Consider the following 16824-nt stretch of genomic DNA (forward strand, 5'->3'; position numbering starts at 1 on the left):
TAACGAATATGCGGTATCACCTGAAAGCTTATTCGTTTAAATAACATTGCGCTGTCTTGTCATGGTGAACCTTGTCCCAGCGAGGTTGAATCCAAATAATATGAGTGATAAATAGAGTGATTGGAACATGAGAAGCTCCGAGATGAGAAGAGACTGGATGACTGGCGATTGGGTCATCATTTCCCCCCTGAGATCACAGAGACCCCTTCCCAGGATGGCTAAGTTGAGCGAGTCCCAGAATCCAAAAGAAGATTGTCCCTTCTGCCCAGGCCATGAAGACTTGACGCCTCCTGAGGTATGGTCAAACCGTGATAGTGGAGAACCCAACACCCCTGGGTGGAAGGTCAGATCGTTCCCGAACATGTATCCAGCGCTCTCAGGAGGAGGTTGTGATGGAAGCAAAGGTGACTGCATCCAAACCATAATGAGGGGATGTGGCGTCCACGAGGTCATCGTCGACTGTCCCGAGCACAATCTTCAACCAGCGACCATGTCTGAGGAGCAGTTGGAACTCGTACTTCTTTCCTACCGGGAGAGATACTTAGAGAATTCAAAGCGAGATAGAATCAGCTATGTGCAGATATTCAGGAACCATGGTCGAGAGGCCGGGCGTTCAATCGTTCATCCCCATTCACAGCTTGTGGGAACCCCAATCATTCCCACCGCTGTGATGGAAGAAATCCGCCTAGCAAGAAGATTCTTCGAGGAGACTGGAGACTGTCTTTTTGACCGAGCTCTTGAGAGAGAGGTCGATGAGGGAATAAGGGTGGTCATCGATTCAGAGAACATGGCGGTTGTCTGTCCTTTCGCTTCAAGGTCCCCATATGAGATGTACCTTCTTCAGAAACTTCATTCATCCGCGTACGAATCTTCCTCCAGAGAAACAATCCATGAATTGGCCATCGTACTGAAAGAGGTGCTCGTGTTGTTGTTCGAGCTGCTGGAAGATCCTCCTTATAACATCTTCATACACAGCGCACCTTGCGATGGTGGTGATTACAGCTGCTTCCGGTGGCATATACATATAATTCCGAGGCTCATGGGGCAAGGAGGATTTGAGATGGGAACTGGGATGTGCATCAATCCAGTACCTCCAGAAAGAGCTGCTCAGATGCTCAGGAAGAAACGTTCTACCTGATTATTCGGAGAAATATATCAGGGCGGCTCTCTTTGTCAGGCTCTTTGTGAGATACATTATCTCCCTGACTCGAATCGATATCAGCACTACTGAGAGAAAAGATTCCTCCGTGACATCGCTCGATGTAGAGAACTCGCCCATACTGTCAGCCAGCTCCGCTTCCATTGCCCGTACCTGTTCTCTTAGCTCATCCTTGTATTCGAAGGCACCCTTCCCATCCCCGGAGATAATCGCCTCCTTTGCCTTTGAAAGCATAACAGCCCCCTCCCTGAGATCAATTACCAGTTGCATCCTTAACTTATCGGCGCCGCCGATAACGGGGGTGCGGTTCTCAATCTTCCTCTCCAGGTATTCCGCTGGGTATCTGAGTTCATCAGGGGCAATTCCATATGATTGGCATACGACCTGAACTACGCCATAAATGCCGTCCCCAATGATCTCCAGCATATTCGCCGAGCTCCATTTGAAATTGATATCGATGAAATCCCTTGCAGGAGACCTGCATCTAGACAGGTTCCGGAAGATCTGAAGGGAAAGCCTATTGACGTCCTCTTTCTCGATGGCGTACAACATTCGCATCAGATGTATGCAACGGGAAGGGTTCGTGTCACAATCATTCACTAGGTCAGCAGCCAAGTTCTCTGCTTCAATGATCTTGTCGAAAAGAAGAGGTATCAATGGTCCGGGATCGTAGGTTGAAACGGGGCGGTTCTCGTACGATATAGTATTCTTCTCAGTATGAACCATCAGGTTCTCATCAAGGAATCTTAGAATATTCCTCATCCCACTGATATCGACGTCGGTAAGTCCATTTTGGATCATGGAGAAGTCATCTACGCCTCTTATGTAAGCTGAAAGCATGTGATAGATCATTTCTTCTTGAGATGCACCCTCAATTCTCTTGGTCAGGGTCTTTCTGCTCTGCTTGGGGCTGACGATTAGCTGGTCGCCAACCTCAAACATTTCGATCTCCTTCTCTTTCTTCTGAGCCTCGCTCCACTTGTTTATCCATCTTTTTGGAAGGTAAAGGGAGTAGCCTCCTGAACCAGCTCGGGAGATTTTCTTTACAGATCTGATCCCGTCATCCTCTGCTATGCAATACCCCCTAGGACTTCTCACAGAAGTAGAACATCGCAATCTCTTTGGCGAGTTCCTCAATGACCTCTCCAATTGCTATTATATAATGACGGACCTCCATCATCTGGAGAAGGGCTATCCTTATTTTCTTTTCCGATGATATGAATGCGTCTTGTGCTGCGACATTCAATCTGTCTATCAGAGATTTGTTGAATTTTGTCAATTCATTCATTATCTGGTAGGATTCGATCCCCCTCATCTCTAGAGTGTAATCCATGATGTTTCTGAGCCTAATCTCGCACTCCTCCAGCAGGGAAATGAAGAGACCTCTCATGTCCTCGAATGCGTTGTTTGTTGAAAAATTCTCTACAATCACATCTTTCTCGATGACTTCCAATGGAAAAAGTAATCTCTCTTCATCCATTCCGTAGAAGCGGCAGACAGTGCGGGCGATGCCAAATATGCTATCGCCTAATTTCTCCAGCATATCTGTGGTGAGGACCACGAAGAAGAGGTCAGCAAAGGAGTCGAACCTCAGTTCCATCCTCGAAGCCCGGCGGAATATCTGCATTGACATTCGATCTACGTCCTCTTCTTCCAATGTGCGCATCATCTTGAGGAGGTGAATTGCCCTTGTCGGGTTCACATCGAAGTGCTCTAGAAGCTCCCTGGCAAGCCTCAAAGATTCCTGGATTTTCTCGAAAAGAAGCCGTTGCATCTGAGATATCGTCGGCGATTCTAGACTCACTTTGAAACTCCTTCCATAGGCGATTCGGTCCTCAGAGATATCCAGTATCATCTTTTCGTCCAGGAGTCTCATGAAACTCCTTGCTGCGGACATCTGTTCATCCGCAAACTTCTCACTCTTCAGGTCAGCTGATTCATATCCCCTAACATAAGTGCAAAGCAAGAACTGACGTATTTCGTCATCCGTCCCTCCGTTGAGGCATAATGACTTGCTGCTGTTCTTTCTCACAGGCGATATTATCAGGTGATCATCCAGTTCTAGTAGGTCCACTTTCCTATCTTTATGCTGGTCCTCACTCCAGTTATCCACCCACTTCTTGGGTAGATATAGGGAAAATGCTCCCTTACCTGAACGAGTGACTCGCTTCCTGCTTTTTATAGGCATATTGACCTGGCTTCCCTGAAAGTGCTAGAATAAGGTAAGATATCTCATTCTTCGGTAATCTACTTATAAATTGCGTTCTTTACTTGCCAGATTTCATGGGGTTTCTATCAGAAAATGGAGTGTCCAAAGGGATCTCAACAATTGAGAACATCATCAACCTGATCTAAAAGGGAGCATAAGAATGAAAAAGTTAATAACCGAACCCGGTATTCAGAACCGCATCCAATGGGACATGCAGGGGTAGCCAAGCCTGGTCAACGGCGCAAGGTTGAGGGCCTTGTCTCGCAGGAGTCCGAGGGTTCAAATCCCTTCCCCTGCACTTTATTTCTCAAATGAGTGTCAATCTGATTAGATAACATTCCCGATCGAATATTAATGAGGTTATCTTAGAAATGTCTATATGAGATTTTAAATACAAACAACTGAGATAATAACTTGCCTAGAAAGGCAAGTGGTTGGAATGGCGGAAAAGGCATTCAAAGTTCTGGTTTTAGAAACTGTCGCAGCTCTGATGACAGCTGCCTTCGGCTTGATCGCAGCCCTAGCTTGGAACGAAGCCATAAAGGCACTTATCGCAGAGTATTTATCTGCTGGAAGTGAGCTAATAGGACTGTTTATTTATGCCATCATAGTGACTGTCATTGCCGTGATTGCGATTTTGATAATCGCTAGATCGATTGGTAAACTGAAGACAGAGCTGGAAAAAGAAAAGAAGTCCGAATAGGAAATCTTCTCAATCTTCTCTTTTTTATTCATATTATTTTTATAGAGTGAATAAAAATAAATCTCGGTAGATACATCTATTTGCGATATCTAGCAATGGTAATACCCTAGTTCAGGGCCTTGTCTCGCAGGAGTCCAAGGGTTCAAACCACCCCCTGTATTTTCTGGTTTCTATATACGAAGAATTCCAGCCTATCAGGTTATGGTCAACAAGTTAGCCTCATCATTCAAATTGATGGAGCGAGATTCATTGGGTCAGCGAATCCCCTCATCATTCGTTCCATAGAACCCTATTGATCATCCATTCAGGAATGAAGGGCATCGGAACTTATGTTTGGCAAATCAAAACCAATATATCATCATACCTGCTCATGATTATGGGGAAATAATGCTGGATAACTGTCCAAGAACAATCACATTTATACTGATCTTTACTATTTTGTTATCGTTAGTTCTAGTCTTACCAACAGAAGCAAGGGCTGAGACCGTTTCTGGGACAAGTCCCTCATTATCTCCTGGCGAGACATTCGAAGTTGTGATTGATGACGTGGATGAGGGGACAATCCTTTGGTGGGGTTGGTTTTCGGACGAGGATGTTGTATTTTGGGTCGAGGCTCCAAATGGAGATAATATCTCTTCAGTCTCAGATTACGATGGTATTCTCACCCAGCAGTCAGGGACTTACAAGCTGATCTGGAGAAATGATAACACGCAGGCCAGCCTTCAGGTGACATACTCCTATGAATACTTCGTACCAGAATCATGTATTTCAGATCCTGCCCCAGGAACTACTATTAGCAATCTGACACCGACAATATATGGTAACTGTGGTCCCAAGGTCATTAAAGTGAGAGTCAGTACAGACGATGTCACCTTCCATGATGCCGTAATGAATAATTTAACTTGGAGCTGGAATGCTACACTCTCGCCGGGCCAGAATGCAGTATATGTCGAATCCACATACTGGAATGGCTATTTTGAATACAGGCATACCCAATCTTACGAATTGAATGTTGATACACTTTGGCTGTATGAGGAAAATGGCAATTCCAAGATTGGGCTTGGGATCATCGGAATCGCCCTTGCAATGGTCCTCATAGTCTTTCTGGTCATATTATATATCAGGAAGGGTAAAAAGAGTAAGAAGTAGGCTGAGTGTGATCTCCTTGGGTTTTTTTAAACCGCACCCAAGTGGATATCATCTCAATGTCGGGGCCTGGTCAGAATAAGATCTCTTATTGCCTTGGAGTTAGCAAGTCCTGTAACGTCACCAATATCCTCAAGATCCCCATTGGCTATCTTTCTTAGAACTGGGCGTATTATCTTCCCATTCTTGGATTTAGGTAGCTCGTTGCAGAAATGTACGCACTCCGGTGTCACTATTGGCCCCATTTTTGCCCGGAGATGTCTTGCAAGCTCACCTTCAAGTTCCTCCGAGCCCTCATAGCCGTTCCTAAGGGTCACGAAGCAATAGATGCCCTCTCCCTTTATCTGATGTGGAATGGGCACTACTGCAGCATCGGCAATCATATTGTGGCCCGTGAGTACATGCTCCACTTCCACTGACCCGATTCGGTTGCCTGAGATCTTGATAACATCATCGACTCTTCCCATGATCCAGATATCACCATCTTCATCGATCATAGCACTATCGCCTGTGAAGAAGAGTCCTTGAAACTCGGAGAAGTATGTCCCCTTATACCACTCATGATCCCCATGGGTGGTTGAGAATAGGCCAGGCCATCTTCCCTTAAGAGTTAGCAGACCGCTTTCACCTCTTCTCGCCTCAGTGCCATCCTCAAGCAGCACCATCGGTTCGATTCCAAAGAACGGCTTTCCCACGGAACATGGCTTGCTACCAGGAGCTTTAGGAAAGGTTGCGATGCATGCACCGCCGGTCTCTGTCTGCCACCAGGAATTGACCACGGGACATTTGCCACCTCCAATGATATCTCGATACCATCGAAGTGCCTGGGGATTGATAGCCTCACCAACGCAACCAAGCACCCTTAAGGACGAAAGGTCGCGACCCTTCACGGGGGCGTCACCATCCTTCATGAATGCCCTGATGATAGTGGGCGTGGTGTAGAGACTGTTCACCCCGAATTTCTCCACAATCTCCCAATACCTGTCCACTCGCGGGTATTTGGGTGCCCCCTCGTACATAAGTGTGGTTGAACCATTACAAAGGGGGCCGTATATGGCGTAGGAATGTCCGGTAATCCACCCGATGTCCCCAGTGCACCAGTGGATATCTTCTTCTCGGGGCTCGAACATCCATCTGTGGGAGAGTGCGGTGAATAGCAAATATCCCGCAGTTGAGTGAGTTACGCCCTTAGGGGTGCTGGTAAAACCACTGGTATAGAGTATGAACAGGGGATCTGAGGCGCTCATATCCGCTGGTTCACATTTTGATGAGACCTCCGACATTCGCTCATGCCACCAGAGATCTCTTCCATCTATCATCTCAACTGGCATACCTGTTCGCCTGACGACGAGGACATTATCCACTTGCAATCCATTACTCAAAGCGATGTCCACATTGAACTTCAGGGGAATGAGGTCTCCTCCCCGGTACGCCCCATCTGAAGTGATGATTAGTTTACTCTCGCTATCTTCTATCCGGGTCTTCAGTGCTTCAGCGCTGAATCCCGCCAGAATCACGTTATGAATGGCCCCGATCCTTGCACAGGCAAGCATAGCTATCGGTAGCTCTGGAATCATGGGGAGATAGACGGACACCCTGTCTCCTTTTCCAATATTCAGTTTTTTCAGGACATTCGCGAAGCGACCGACCTCATACAGCAACTGCTTGTAGGTGAAGATTCTTGACTCCTCCCTGGACTCACCTTGCCAGATGAGTGCCGCCTTAACCCGCCGCTCTCCCATGGCATGCCTGTCCAAGCAATTGTAAGAGGCGTTCAACTTACCATTCTTAAACCAGGTCTGGTTGAACTCCTCCTCGTCGATCTCTAGGACGCAGTTCCAGGGTGCGAACCAGTCCAGTGATTTCGTGGCCATGGAACCCCAGAATTCCTCGGGGTTCTCAATGGACCACTTGTAGAGGTCTTGATAACTGCCTTCTATCATTGGGTCTCTGTCATCGCTTCCTTTCAAATCCCAGTTCACCGCCATTTTCTAGGATATGGGTCACTTCGATGAAAATGAAGTCACCCATGGATTTTAGGGGAGAATGTAAGGTTACTATAATAAATTATCGAACTATTAGTTCGACAATTGTAGAAGTATTTATGGGAATTCTTTAAAAGCAATGATGTTTTACTCTAAGAAACTATTGTATAGCCAGAATATGAAGAAACGAATCTCAATTGTTGGGCATGGAAATTCGAAATAATGTTCATATCAATCGTATCATATTTCTAAGAAAAGGCTTTTCTTTGACGTTGAAAAACAGGAAATTGGGAAATAATAATTTCATTACTTAATGGTATGAAATGAAATTCGAAGGAAAGATCATCGTCGTCAATGGACTCATCCGGTAATCATTGATAAAGGTCCGCGAGATTCAATTGTGGACTAGCATATAGCCCAAGGAAACCACTGTACTTGTATGGATGAAGATACAGGGGCTGAGCCTCATGATCAATATCAGATGTGCCAAATGCAGGGGAAAGGTCTTCAGATATGTGAAGATCGGCAAAGGAAAGGTCCTGCACTGCTGGAAGGATAGAATCGAGAGAGATTACAGCGTGAGAGTGGGCAATGAGGTGAGATGCGAATGCGGAAACCTTATAGGAGTAGACGAGGGAAAGTGTATCAGGATGTTCCAGGGGTCCTTTATCTACTCAGGATCGGTAACAGCGAAATGAGGAAGCATTGATCATGAACGAAGGATTCATGATCTCTCCTCGAGGGTTTCTATTTAGCGTTATATAACTTGAAATGAACATTAGAATTCTAATTTTGCTCTCGCCTCAACCAATACAAACAATGAAGGTGCACCAAGCGTTCCGCACTTCGTCAACATGGTACTCAAAGAAATGATTGGGCGAGAATGTAGGAAGCCCACTGGTGCATTTGGAAGGTTGGTAGCTAGGAAGATGAATAGAAGCCATAAGGCGGTCACCAGATGGGGGCTGGATTTCTTAGATGCCGGTGACGGCCGTATGCTCCTAGACTTAGGCTGCGGAGGCGGTCACAACTTGAAAAACCTGGCCCAACTATCTCCTTCAGCGAAGGTGTTCGGAGCTGATTACTCCCATGATATGGTCTCACTTTCTAGGAGGCTCAACCGAACCCTGATCAAGAAAGGCAGGTTGGAGGTGTTGGAAGCATCAGTATCCTGGCTCCCCTTCAGGGATGACATCTTTGATGCCGTCACCGCGGTGGAAACTCATTTTTTCTGGCCAGATATCGTCAACGATCTCAAAGAGATAAGAAGGGTGATGAAACCAGGCACCATGTTACTGATTATTACTGAAGGCTATCGTCATCCTGCTTTCGAGGAGAGGAACAGTGAATGGGAGAACCTGTCCGGTTTCACAATGGACACTCCGGATGAGCTCCGTAGGTACTTGAAGGACGCCGGGTTTGAGCCAGTAGAGAGCACGGAGTTAGAGAAACGGAATTGGTTAGTTGCATGGGGTAGAAAGCCTATGAAATGAGGTACAGCACCACTGGGCCATTGAGAAACATTTTATTCTAGGGGAAACAATGAATACTCCATGACCTTCAAGATCGTGTATTCCGACCATCTTTTCGACAACCTCGACTACGAAAGAGGACTTTTTGAGGAGATCGATGCGATCGTCGTGGATGGTGAGGCCACAGAAGCGCCCTTGGAGGAAATAGTGGTCGATGCTGACGCCCTGGTCGTAATGTATCGCCCAGTTAATGCAGCACTTATGGATCGCATGCCCAATTGCAAGATCATCAACAGGAGCGGCATCGGATTCGATATCGTCGATCTAGATGCGGCTACAGAGCGGGGTATCTACGTCACCAATATTCCAGATTACTGCATCCAGGAGGTCTCAGATCACGCCATGGCCATGATACTGGCGCTGCAAAGGAAGATTGCCTTTTATAATACTATGATGAAGGCAGGAGAATGGGATCTCAATAAGGGGTGGATGATGCACAGAATCGAGAATCAGACATTGGGTCTTGTAGCCTTCGGGAACATTGCCCGTGCCGTCTGCAAGAAAGCCTTAGTTTTCGGAATGAATGTCATCGCCTACGATCCTTATCTAACGGACGAACAGATTATCGAGGGAGGGGCCGAGCCAATAAAGGATTTAGATTCGTTGCTCATGAACTCTGATGTCATCTCCGTTCACACCCCTCTGACTCCAGAGACTCGTGGACTTATCGGAGAGAGGGAGATTTCTCTGATGAAAGAGAATGCTATCATCATTAATGTCGCAAGGGGAGGAATTGTCGACGAGGACGCGCTTCTTATTGCTCTTGAGGAGAAGAGGATACTTGGAGCGGGTCTGGACGTATTCGCAAAGGAACCTGTCGATCTATTTGGACCGCTTATCCAGCAGGAGAGATTGATATGCACGCCACACGCTGCGTGGAATTCCGTCGAGAGCGAAATGGAGAGACGACAGAAGTCTGCAGAGGATGTGATTAGAGCGCTCCAGGGAACAGTTCCAAAATATCTAGTCAATAGGAAAGTGCTCGATAGAAAGTGATGTTATTCCTATCACCCCCAAGTTGAATGTAGAATAAGTATTGAATGTCGATATTGGAGTGATCGATGTGGAAGGAAGAAAGAAAGGCATGAAGGTGCAAGATTTCACACTATTGGATCAGAATAAGGAGGAGTTCACGCTATCCAAGTTCGTTGGTAGAAAGGTGCTACTTTCCTTTCATCCATTGGCTTGGACAGCGATCTGCTCGGAGCAAATGTTGTCCATTGAAGAACACTGGAGTGATTTTATGGCCCTGGATACTATCGCCGTTGGGGTGAGTGTGGACACAGTACCCTCAAAAAAAGCCTGGGCTAGCAATCTGGGTATTGAGAGGACAAGGTTGCTATCGGACTTCTGGCCACATGGCGAGGTGTCCAATATGCTAGGGGTCTTCAGGGAGAAAGAGGGTTTCTCGGAAAGGGCGAACCTTATCGTTGATGAAGAAGGAAAACTGATCTTCTCAAAAATATATCCCATCAAGGAGCTTCCCGATATCAGGGAGATTTTGGAAGTGCTTCAAGGATTTCTCTAAGTTCATTATTCTTCAGAGAACCTGCTCAGTGTCTCAGAAGTTTTCATGACCAGCTTACGGCCGCCGTTCCTAACATGGGTGATGCCATAAACTAGAGTGTGGTGGACCCTCTTGTCCATGACCAAAAGGGCATCGAGCTCCCTGCTGGTAAACCTGCAAACACTCTTGATGATGCTCATCGCCCCTTGATTGGGTTCCCACTACTTGAGAATATGCTAGGAAGGACATTGATGGGGAGTGGACTGAATAGATGACGATGCCTTTATCACTCTGTTGCATCAATGATTTCAATCGGTGACACAGATGCCATTCAAGAATGAGAATACCCACTACCTAGCCGCAATCAAAGGAGAGGAGGAGGAGTTCCATGAGCGTTACGAGGCCGCCTACAAATCTCTTCTAGAGCGGACCGGTGATTCGGCTCTGGACTATCCTAACATCGTGGGTGGTGAGGAGGTGATCTCCGAGAAGCAATACGAAGATATCTGCCCCTACAATACCTCTCTAGTAATAGGTCGATTTCAACGGGCATCCGAAGAGGAAGTCGCTCAGGGGGTAGAAGTTGCTAAATCAGCTTTTGATTCGTGGAGTCACAAAGGGTTTCCTCTGAGAATTGAGATTATGGAGAGAGCCGCTGAGCTCATTCGTGAGGAGAAATTTGAGCTGGCTGCCGCCGTGACCCTGGACAATGGAAAGAACCGATACGAGGCGATTGCAGATGTAGACGAGGCAATCGATTTCCTAGTCTTCTATTCGGATGAGATGAGGCGGAACCACGGTTTTTGTCAAGAAACCACCGCCCCTTTCCCAGAGGAGTACACTAAAAGCGTCATGCGGCCTTTTGGAGTGTGGGCAGCGATATGTCCTTTCAACTTTCCAGTTGCCATCACGACCGGAATGATTGTCGGAGCATTGATCACCGGGAACACTGTAGTGCTTAAACCCTCTTCGCCTGTTCCCCTTCCTGTTTACATGGTTGCCAGGCTGCTTCACAGGGCTGGTGTCCAGGAAGACGCGTTGAACTTCATTTCCGCCTCGGGGTCGGTCGTAGGAAATGCCCTAATAACGAATCCAGATGTCTCAGGAATCGTTTTCACCGGTTCTAAAGCCGTGGGATATGATATACTTAGAAATTCCGTGGTCAACCACCCCCGGCCAGTAATCGCGGAGATGGGAGGAAAGAACCCCATAATCGTGACATCAAAGGCCAATCTAGATTGGGCTCTGGAGGGTGCTGTAAGATCCGCATTCGGATTCGGAGGACAGAAATGCAGCGCCTCTTCGAGATTGTATGTGCAAGACGACATCTACGATGAGTTCGTGGAGAAGTTGGCGGAAAGGGTTCGGTCCTTGAAGATAGGCGACCCCTCTCAAAAGGAGAATTACCTAGGGCCAGTCATACACCAGGAGGCCTACGAGGATTTCAAGAGGTACGCGGAGATGGCCGAGCGAGATGGCGATGTGCTGGCAGGAGGGCAAGTACTGACCGATGATGGTCTCGATGGGGGATATTTCGTCCAGCCGACGGTTGTCGCCGGACTACCGGAGGATCATTATCTGATCAAGAATGAGCTGTTCCTCCCCCTCGTATGCGTGCAGAGGTTTGAGACCCTAGCGGAGGCTCTTGAAAAGGCCAATGATGTCGAGTATGGGTTGACGGCGGGTATATTCTCTGACAGCGATGAGGAAATCGAGTATTTCTTCAGGCACATCCAGGCGGGAGTTGTCTACTCGAACCGGATTCGTGGAGGATCCACTGGTGCAATGGTGGGAGGACAGCCCTTTGGAGGCTGGAAAAGCAGCGGCTCCACAGGCAAAGGAGCCGGTGGCACCCACTACCTCACACAGTTCCTGAGGGAGCAGAGCAGGACTATCTGCGATAACTGATCATGCATCAGATGATTGGAAGCATAGCGATCACGATCTCCCGTTTCTTTCATTCAACTTCACGACCTCCAAAACCTCGGAAGAGATGCCGATCCAGAGAACCTTCAATCATCTCTCGGACTGCCAGTAATCCCGGATTCTGCAGGAGTCAGTCAGTTCCGCATCAAGAAGCCTTGGGGGGAATGGGCGGAAATAAGTCTGCTTCTCTAGCCACTCGTCATCGAACCGAGCGATCCATGATTTAATTACGCCGATGCTCACGCTAAGGGGTATCCTTCCCTCCCGATAATCCATCAAGGAGTCAAGGAAGTAGCCCTTCTCCTTGGCGGTGAGCTTATCGGAGTAGTGTCCCATTGCGTGCATGAGGACGTTGATATTGGATGAACACCTTGGCCCCTTGGCCGTTGCTCTTTCAATGTGTTTCTCGTATTCTAGGAATGCCTCCCTCTCATTCATTGCCTTCCGGTTGGCCACTATCCTGCCCATCTCGCGCATCTCGCCCTGATGGTAGGACATAAGTAGCAACTTGTTACGGGCGTGGAAGTCCACTAGCGAGTCCCACCCCCTGGCTTTAGTATCCCTGAACGATGCGAGTAGGAAGAGCTTGGTGAGAAAATGCTCCGCGATCTTGAAATTAGCCAATCTGCTCTCGTCCTCGACCGCCTTGCCAGAGAATCGTCGAAGAACCGCCCCGCCGAGGAATCCCTCCCCCTTTCCTATGGGTGAGGACCTTTCCTTGATGGGGTAGATCTTTGTATCCCGGATTCCGCAGGATGGGGAACCGCTCTTCAGGAGGAACCCGTCAATCTCATCCAGGGAGTCCAAGAATTCCGCCGTGAACGCCCTTGCTTCGGAGGTAATATCTCTACCAGTAGCAGGCTGAATGAGCTGCCTTTCACCCTTATGCTGGACAACTCTAATCGGATCTCTTGGTACGCCGAGACCGATCTCCACCTCCGCGCACACAGGTATGAAGTCGACCTCCTCTCTCATCCTCTTCACGATGTCGCTCGCGATCATATGCCCGTTCCAGCGGCAGTGGTCGAACTCAAGGCATTTGCTAACCACCACTCTTGGCCTGATGAATCCTATCACGGGTATGCCCCAGATGTCAAATTCATTGGAACCATGGGGTATTAATTCCTATTGGATTTTGAAATCGGATTCCTTTCGGAGTTCGTCTCATCTCGGAGAAAGGTATTACCTATGATGAGCGGGATGCGGATGGAAGTGATAGAATGAAGGCCGCGGACCTACTCGATCTTCCAGATATCAAATTCATAGAGCCCAACTTCGAGAGCCTGGTGGACAATTCCTATACCAGCGAGCTCCTCAGGATAGATGCCGAGGAGAGCATATTACTGGTGGACGAGAATGAGTGGCCATTGGCCTTCGGCGTTTTTGACGGTCAGAAGTGGATCTTTGCCAACTTCCTGCTAAGGCAACCCCCAAGGGGGATACTTGATGCATTCGAACAGATCGGGGGGCGCATCTTCCAGGAGGATTGGGAGGTCTGGAATTCAGCGGTGATGGAATACTATTCACTGATGCTTCTGAGAGATACGACCCCCGCCATCGAGGACTTCTCAGTTGATAGGATGAATCAGATAGTTACACTTATCAAGGAAGTCTGGGGAATTGCTGATGGTACAAAATGCCTGGACGTCGGGTGCGGTTCCGGCATGGGATCGGTGGCATTGAGACGGCTTGGATACTCTCCATTGGCCTACGACAATGATCCCTCCCAGTTGGCACTGGGAATGATATCTGGTAGGCTCGATCCATCGGAGACCCTGTGCATCGATGGGACCATCGCTTCCCGCTACATCAGCCCCACGCCGAAGGGGCTCTGCCTGATGGCGGGGACCATCGATCACACGGCCTCCTGGTTCTGGAAGGAGATAATCGACCAGATGCTGGTGATTGCCGACGAGGTTCTTGTGACTGTGGGAATGGAGAAAGAATCCGACTTCGTATCCGAATGGGCGAACGACAGGGGAAGGACCGTCGAGGTTTTCGAGAACCAACGAGATCCTTTCTATGACAGATGGGTGTGCGTGATCGGAAAGAGGGAAGGACCGGATCAGTGAGTCATTCTCCGGATGATCTCATCGGTGAACTCATCAGTTGTTAGATTCCCGCCTATGTCCGGCGTCCTTCTTCCCGCCCTCACAGCGTTTGAAAGGGAGCATTCCATCAGCTCCGCCTCCTTGTGCATCCCAAGATAGCGCAGCATCATCACCGCCGAGAGTATGGACGCCACCGGATTGGCTATGCCCTTTCCTGCGATGTCCGGTGCGGAGCCATGGACCGGTTCGAAGATGGCCAGATCCTCTCCGATGTTAGCAGAGGGTGCAAGTCCCAATCCTCCGACCAGGGCGGCTCCCTCGTCCGAGAGTATGTCGCCGTAGAGGTTGAGGGTCACGATGCAATCGAGCTTCTCTGGATGAGATATCATCGCCGCCGCACATGCATCTACCAGCATCTCCCTCGCCTCAAGAGGCGACGATCTCATCTCCTGGAGAAAGATATCTCTGAAGAGGCCGTCGGACCTTCGTATCACATTCGCCTTGTGAACGCAGGTCATGCTCCTCCTTCCCTCCAAGAGGGCGTATTCGTTGGAGAACCGGATGAGCCTTCTGACAGCACCTTCACTCACCCTTCGCCTGAGTATTATCGAATCGCCCTCATCGACCTCATCCCCAGTGTACATGCCCTCAGTATTCTCTCGAAAGATAATAGTATCCAAATCTACCATGCCCAGATCGGGAGATATCCTTTTCAGGGGACGGACATTGGCGAAAAGCTCGAACTCCTTTCTAAGCTGAAGAAGCGGCGATCGATATTCGGGATCGTTGGAGCTGGTAATCGCGCCGAACAGACAGGCGTCAGCCTCACTCAGTGATTCGACTGTCTCTTTAGGAAGGTATGACCCATTCTTTCGATTGCAGTCCAGGCCCATCTCGGCCTCGAACAATTCAATGCGTGCTCCCGTTGCCTCAAGCACCCTCACCGTCGAACGGATCACTTCTGGACCTATGCCGTCCCCCTCGATAACAGCGATCTTCTTCAATCCTCTCCCTCTAGTCTCTCGATCACCGAAGCGGCGATCAACGGCAGCGTGATCGTGGCATCCCCTTCGACCGTGAGCTGGTCAGCTGTCTCCTTGACCTTTCCCCAAGAGACCGCCTCTCGCACCCTAGCTCCCGATAGTGAACCATCGTACTCCGGCGCAGTCGTGAGATACACGGCATAATCTAAACCTCCGCGGAACTGGTTCCACCATATTACGTGATGCTTGGAGATGCCACCACCGATGATCAGGGCTCCCGTTTCATCGGCCTCGAACGCTATATCGGAAAGCTCCTGCTCATCCCTGAAAAGGTCCAACTTGAGATTCCTGTGTGTTTGCCAGTACATCCAAAGCTGGCTCCCGAAGGATCCATCCGTGATTCCAGGTACGTAGACCCTGACCCCCTTCCTGGCGCACCAGTGCAGAAGGGACCCCTCGTCCCCTATTCGCTTCCCCACCTCCTCGATGAGCTCCCTTGTCGATATGGAGTCCCTTCCTTCAAGGATCTCTCTAAACAGTGGGACCAATCTCTCCTCAAGAACGATGCCATAGCTGTCATCTGGAACTAGAACATTACCCAAGCGGTTGACCTCCTGGTGCCTCAACTCCGCATCATCCATGAAGAAGTCACCGTGGTAATAGTCTCTCCACACTCTTGCTAGATCATGGTCAAGGGTGCCGCAGGTGGTTATTATGACGTCGACAAGGCTGCGTTTGATCATCTCGACGATCACTCCCCGAGTGCCTGTGGCCATTATGCATGCTGGGAAGGAGAGGAATACCACGCAATTGTCCCTCTTGAACATATTCTCCAGAATATCTACTGCTTCGGCGACCTTCCTTCCCGTGAATCCGCCAGAACGCCCCATCTCCCGGACAAGGGCGTCTACGCTCATTCCGTTGATGATCTTGATGTCCTCTACAGGTTTCCAATCCTTCATCTTCATCCCACTCGCTTCTACCGCAAAGTAAGTAAGCATGATATAGAAATATATCCCCTTCCCAAGACTGGCCTAACCTCAAAGTGCCTTTTTAAGGTAGAATTGATCTCTAGCCAGTCATTATCTCAAGTTCTGATTCCATTCGTCCCCTTAGACCCATTAAAAACTCTGGGGCATTAGACAACTTATCCATAATAGTCAGAACTTTACAAAATAAAAATTAGTGAAGGGGTTTGGTCATATCTCGCCAGTCCTACAGGGACGCCAGCTCATTGAGGACAGCATTGAGCTGGTTCTGAGCCGCTTCAAGCATGTTGTCGAACAGCTTCATATTGCCCTTGAGCAATGCCGCCTCGGCCCTATCGATAGACCCCAACGCCGCATCGATGCTGTCCAGCAGTCCTTCTCCCTTCTCCGTCGGGATGAGGCCGTTGTCCATGGCATCCTGGATGAGGTCCCTCAGGTCGAGCAACGCCTCCCTTACCTCGTCAATATCCTCAGGAGTCGGATCAGGATCGTCCTGCAGCTCCTCGATGGGGGTGATGATGTCCTCCACACTCTCCTCGGCCGCATCCTGAGCGCTGATCACCACTACCTCGAAGGTGTCCGAGCTCCATCCACCGTCATCATCGGTGACCGTCAGGGTCACGATGTAGGTCCC

General features: G+C 48.8%; 17 protein-coding genes and 1 tRNA gene. 10 read left to right on the top strand and 8 right to left on the bottom strand.

Annotated features, from left to right (window positions below):
- Positions 1 to 142 precede the first annotated feature (142 nt).
- Positions 143 to 1138: a galactose-1-phosphate uridylyltransferase gene (galT, locus tag GKC03_07540; protein NYT12382.1), complete on the top strand. Its 996-nt coding sequence runs from the start codon at positions 143 to 145 to the stop codon at positions 1136 to 1138.
- On the opposite strand, the gene GKC03_07545 is transcribed toward galT, so the two are convergent.
- Together GKC03_07545 and GKC03_07550 are read right to left on the bottom strand one after the other, a co-directional pair.
- Positions 1139 to 2257: a hypothetical protein gene (locus tag GKC03_07545; GenBank protein ID NYT12383.1), complete on the bottom strand. Its 1119-nt coding sequence runs from the start codon at positions 2255 to 2257 to the stop codon at positions 1139 to 1141. It lies immediately after the preceding gene.
- A complete protein-coding gene (locus GKC03_07550; protein NYT12384.1) occupies positions 2244 to 3272 on the bottom strand; it encodes a hypothetical protein in 1029 nt (342 codons plus the stop codon). The genes GKC03_07545 and GKC03_07550 overlap by 14 nt, the downstream gene beginning before the upstream one ends.
- A 309-nt stretch (positions 3273 to 3581) precedes the next feature.
- On the opposite strand from GKC03_07550, the gene GKC03_07555 reads away from it, so the two are divergent.
- From GKC03_07555 to GKC03_07565, 3 genes are all read left to right on the top strand, one after another.
- Positions 3582 to 3666, top strand: a tRNA-Leu gene (locus GKC03_07555).
- Between the two features lie 141 nt (positions 3667 to 3807).
- Complete coding sequence (locus GKC03_07560) at positions 3808 to 4071, top strand: hypothetical protein (GenBank protein ID NYT12385.1); 264 nt, start codon at positions 3808 to 3810, stop codon at positions 4069 to 4071.
- 387 nt (positions 4072 to 4458) lie between these two features.
- Positions 4459 to 5220, top strand: a complete 762-nt coding sequence (locus GKC03_07565) for a hypothetical protein (GenBank protein ID NYT12386.1) — start codon at positions 4459 to 4461, stop codon at positions 5218 to 5220.
- A gap of 53 nt (positions 5221 to 5273) precedes the next feature.
- Here the strand turns inward: GKC03_07565 and acs are convergent, their stop codons facing one another.
- Entirely contained in the window at positions 5274 to 7205 is a 1932-nt protein-coding gene (gene acs / locus GKC03_07570; protein ID NYT12387.1) for an acetate--CoA ligase, read from the bottom strand.
- Between the two features lie 446 nt (positions 7206 to 7651).
- Between acs and GKC03_07575 the strand changes: the two genes are divergently transcribed.
- The 4 genes from GKC03_07575 to GKC03_07590 all read left to right on the top strand — a co-directional run bounded on the left by GKC03_07575 (position 7652) and on the right by GKC03_07590 (position 10262).
- Positions 7652 to 7900 (top strand): hypothetical protein, encoded by a 249-nt coding sequence (locus GKC03_07575; GenBank protein NYT12388.1) that lies wholly within the window; start codon positions 7652 to 7654, stop codon positions 7898 to 7900.
- Between the two features lie 156 nt (positions 7901 to 8056).
- Positions 8057 to 8695 (top strand): methyltransferase domain-containing protein, encoded by a 639-nt coding sequence (locus tag GKC03_07580; GenBank protein NYT12389.1) that lies wholly within the window; start codon positions 8057 to 8059, stop codon positions 8693 to 8695.
- Between the two features lie 60 nt (positions 8696 to 8755).
- Entirely contained in the window at positions 8756 to 9730 is a 975-nt protein-coding gene (locus tag GKC03_07585) for a C-terminal binding protein (GenBank protein ID NYT12390.1), read from the top strand.
- A gap of 88 nt (positions 9731 to 9818) precedes the next feature.
- Complete coding sequence (locus GKC03_07590; protein NYT12391.1) at positions 9819 to 10262, top strand: redoxin domain-containing protein; 444 nt, start codon at positions 9819 to 9821, stop codon at positions 10260 to 10262.
- A 5-nt stretch (positions 10263 to 10267) separates the two neighbouring features.
- Here GKC03_07590 and GKC03_07595 read toward each other — a convergent pair whose 3' ends face one another.
- Positions 10268 to 10441: a hypothetical protein gene (locus GKC03_07595; GenBank protein ID NYT12392.1), complete on the bottom strand. Its 174-nt coding sequence runs from the start codon at positions 10439 to 10441 to the stop codon at positions 10268 to 10270.
- Positions 10442 to 10565: 124 nt separating this feature from the next.
- Here GKC03_07595 and GKC03_07600 point away from each other — a divergent pair, with 124 nt between their 5' ends.
- Positions 10566 to 12149, top strand: a complete 1584-nt coding sequence (locus tag GKC03_07600; protein ID NYT12393.1) for an aldehyde dehydrogenase family protein — start codon at positions 10566 to 10568, stop codon at positions 12147 to 12149.
- Positions 12150 to 12257: 108 nt separating this feature from the next.
- On the opposite strand, the gene GKC03_07605 is transcribed toward GKC03_07600, so the two are convergent.
- Positions 12258 to 13244 carry a DUF1722 domain-containing protein gene (locus GKC03_07605; protein ID NYT12394.1) on the bottom strand — a complete coding sequence of 329 codons (987 nt, stop codon included), beginning with the start codon at positions 13242 to 13244 and terminating at the stop codon, positions 12258 to 12260.
- A gap of 143 nt (positions 13245 to 13387) precedes the next feature.
- On the opposite strand from GKC03_07605, the gene GKC03_07610 reads away from it, so the two are divergent.
- Positions 13388 to 14239: a hypothetical protein gene (locus GKC03_07610; protein ID NYT12395.1), complete on the top strand. Its 852-nt coding sequence runs from the start codon at positions 13388 to 13390 to the stop codon at positions 14237 to 14239.
- Here the strand turns inward: GKC03_07610 and GKC03_07615 are convergent.
- The 3 genes from GKC03_07615 to GKC03_07625 form a co-directional block, all read right to left on the bottom strand.
- A complete protein-coding gene (locus tag GKC03_07615) occupies positions 14233 to 15222 on the bottom strand; it encodes an isocitrate/isopropylmalate dehydrogenase family protein (protein ID NYT12396.1) in 990 nt (329 codons plus the stop codon). The genes GKC03_07610 and GKC03_07615 overlap by 7 nt on opposite strands.
- Positions 15219 to 16169 (bottom strand): deoxyhypusine synthase, encoded by a 951-nt coding sequence (locus GKC03_07620; GenBank protein NYT12397.1) that lies wholly within the window; start codon positions 16167 to 16169, stop codon positions 15219 to 15221. Before GKC03_07620 ends, GKC03_07615 begins: the two co-directional genes overlap by 4 nt.
- Positions 16170 to 16416: 247 nt before the next feature.
- Positions 16417 to 16824, bottom strand: a 408-nt coding sequence (locus GKC03_07625; protein NYT12398.1) for a hypothetical protein, incomplete at its 5' end; no start/stop codon positions are given.

The organism is Methanomassiliicoccales archaeon (assembly GCA_013415695.1).
Taxonomy (GTDB): Archaea; Thermoplasmatota; Thermoplasmata; order Methanomassiliicoccales; family JAAEEP01; genus JAAEEP01.

Bases quoted from the DNA above. Each gene is read 5' to 3' on its own strand.
- galT (NYT12382.1), top strand. From the start codon at position 143: ATGAGAAGAGACTGGATGACTGGCGATTGGGTCATCATTTCCCCCCTG.
- GKC03_07560 (NYT12385.1), top strand. From the start codon at position 3,808: ATGGCGGAAAAGGCATTCAAAGTTCTGGTTTTAGAAACTGTCGCAGCT.
- GKC03_07565 (NYT12386.1), top strand. From the start codon at position 4,459: ATGCTGGATAACTGTCCAAGAACAATCACATTTATACTGATCTTTACT.
- acs (NYT12387.1), bottom strand. From the start codon at position 7,205: ATGGCGGTGAACTGGGATTTGAAAGGAAGCGATGACAGAGACCCAATG.
- GKC03_07580 (NYT12389.1), top strand. From the start codon at position 8,057: ATGGTACTCAAAGAAATGATTGGGCGAGAATGTAGGAAGCCCACTGGT.
- GKC03_07585 (NYT12390.1), top strand. From the start codon at position 8,756: ATGACCTTCAAGATCGTGTATTCCGACCATCTTTTCGACAACCTCGAC.
- GKC03_07590 (NYT12391.1), top strand. From the start codon at position 9,819: ATGAAGGTGCAAGATTTCACACTATTGGATCAGAATAAGGAGGAGTTC.
- GKC03_07595 (NYT12392.1), bottom strand. From the start codon at position 10,441: ATGAGCATCATCAAGAGTGTTTGCAGGTTTACCAGCAGGGAGCTCGAT.
- GKC03_07600 (NYT12393.1), top strand. From the start codon at position 10,566: ATGCCATTCAAGAATGAGAATACCCACTACCTAGCCGCAATCAAAGGA.
- GKC03_07610 (NYT12395.1), top strand. From the start codon at position 13,388: ATGAAGGCCGCGGACCTACTCGATCTTCCAGATATCAAATTCATAGAG.
- GKC03_07620 (NYT12397.1), bottom strand. From the start codon at position 16,169: ATGAAGATGAAGGATTGGAAACCTGTAGAGGACATCAAGATCATCAAC.